Source organism: Blautia faecis, assembly GCF_027662325.1.
GTDB lineage: Bacteria > Bacillota > Clostridia > Lachnospirales > Lachnospiraceae > Blautia_A > Blautia_A faecis.
On record NZ_JAQDKY010000100.1, the window covers coordinates 1 to 1,591 of the forward strand.

The 1,591-nt window shown below is 42.2% G+C and carries 1 protein-coding gene; it reads right to left on the reverse strand.

Annotation, left to right across the window (positions count from 1 at the left end; all coding sequences use genetic code 11):
- Positions 1-89 precede the first annotated feature (89 nt).
- Positions 90-1,478, reverse strand: coding sequence for an ISNCY family transposase (locus PGQ38_RS19270; protein WP_270433182.1), 1,389 nt, complete (start codon positions 1,476-1,478; stop codon positions 90-92).
- Positions 1,479-1,591: the final 113 nt, after the last annotated feature.

The following is a 1,591-nucleotide window of genomic DNA, read 5'->3' on the forward strand; positions in this document are numbered from 1 at the left end:
TGTCAAGCGTTTTTGAAAATGTCCTAAAATAATTGAAGTATTAGCCCCGGCTTTTTGCTGGGGCTTGTTATATTGATGTGCTTCATTCCTCAGGCAATTTTTGTATCTTGATCATTCTGGTGGTGTTCTTGCTGTTTGACAAATTTTCCAAACTGTTGACGACGCCAGGGGCGGTTCATTGGTGGAATGCGGGGCTTCTTTGGTTTTGGCGGAGTATAGTCTATATCTAAGTCTTTTGATTTTGTTTCGTGCTTGGGTATTTCTTCCAGTGCATAGATGTCTTTGTCATTTACACAGCAGTATTGACTGCCATCAAAAGCCTGAATAAACATTACCTTTGTTCCTTTTCGGTAGTGGACCTGATTGCCTCTGCTGTCAATCATACGGTAGTATTTATTGGAATGCCTTAAACAGTGTCCGGTATCTACCGTTCTTTCGCATAAAACTGCAAGAATCAGGTTGATTTTTTCAATTTTAGGTTGCACTTCGAACACAGACTTGATACCATGAAGGGGAAGGGCAAACTTCTCATTGAATTCCTTTATGTAGGAGTTTAGGAATTCATTGGCAGCGTCTATGGTCGTTATGCCTGCAAGTCTCAACTCGACTGGCAGGCGCGACTGTAGCGTCTGGTTCAGACGTTCTACACGTCCTTTTGCCTGAGGCACACTGCTTGATCCCAGTTCAACCCCAAGCTGTTTACAGGCATAGGCAAACTGTGTATAGGTATCCTCATCGATAGATGGGGAGTTTTTCTTTTTATAGGTGAAAACAGTACGGCGGTCTGTAAAGAACTTGTAGGGGATACCGTAAGTTGTGAGAATCTGATGGAAAACGTGGTAATAGCCATTCAGAGTTTCCTGGGTATCAAACCAACCGCCGGTAATCCTTCCTGTAGCATCATCTATAGCCAGATGCAGATGCCATATCTGAGCGGGGATCCATTCGTAGGGAGTTGCGTCCATTTGCTGCAGTTCACCGAAATAAGCGGCTCTGGGACGGCGGGAATGGGCGTCCTCAAGAGCAACAAGATTAATCTGTATCTGATCCGCTTCTTTCTGAGATTTCGCCGCTTTTTTATCGGCTTTTAATTGTTCTTTGATTCTCTTTTTCTTAGCTTTTGTAGCCTTGGGAGAGAGAATGTATTCAGCTTCGAGAATAGACATAACCGCTGAAGGGGAGAGGTAGATATCTTCATGTTTTCCTAATAACTCAGTGAAATGTTCAAAATTGGCATCATAGTATTTGTTGCGGTATAAATCGACAACAAGATTACGAGTTTCATTGGGGATGGTATTGGCTGGTTTACGTCCTCTGTTGCCATGGATAAAATAGGCTTTGCCATGTTCTTTGTAGCCTTTAAGCATACGGTTAATGTGACGTACAGTACAACCGAGAGTAAGGGCAGCTCTCTGCTTGTTAGGGGCTGGATGATCTGCCAATGATTTGATCACCTCATATTTCTTTTGTTCATCCATTGATAATTCTACCTTTCTGATAATCGTTACCTCCATCTGTTGATGGAAGCATTATACTACATTGGGACATTTTCCTTTATGGTATATTAGGACATTATCATAAATGGTTCATA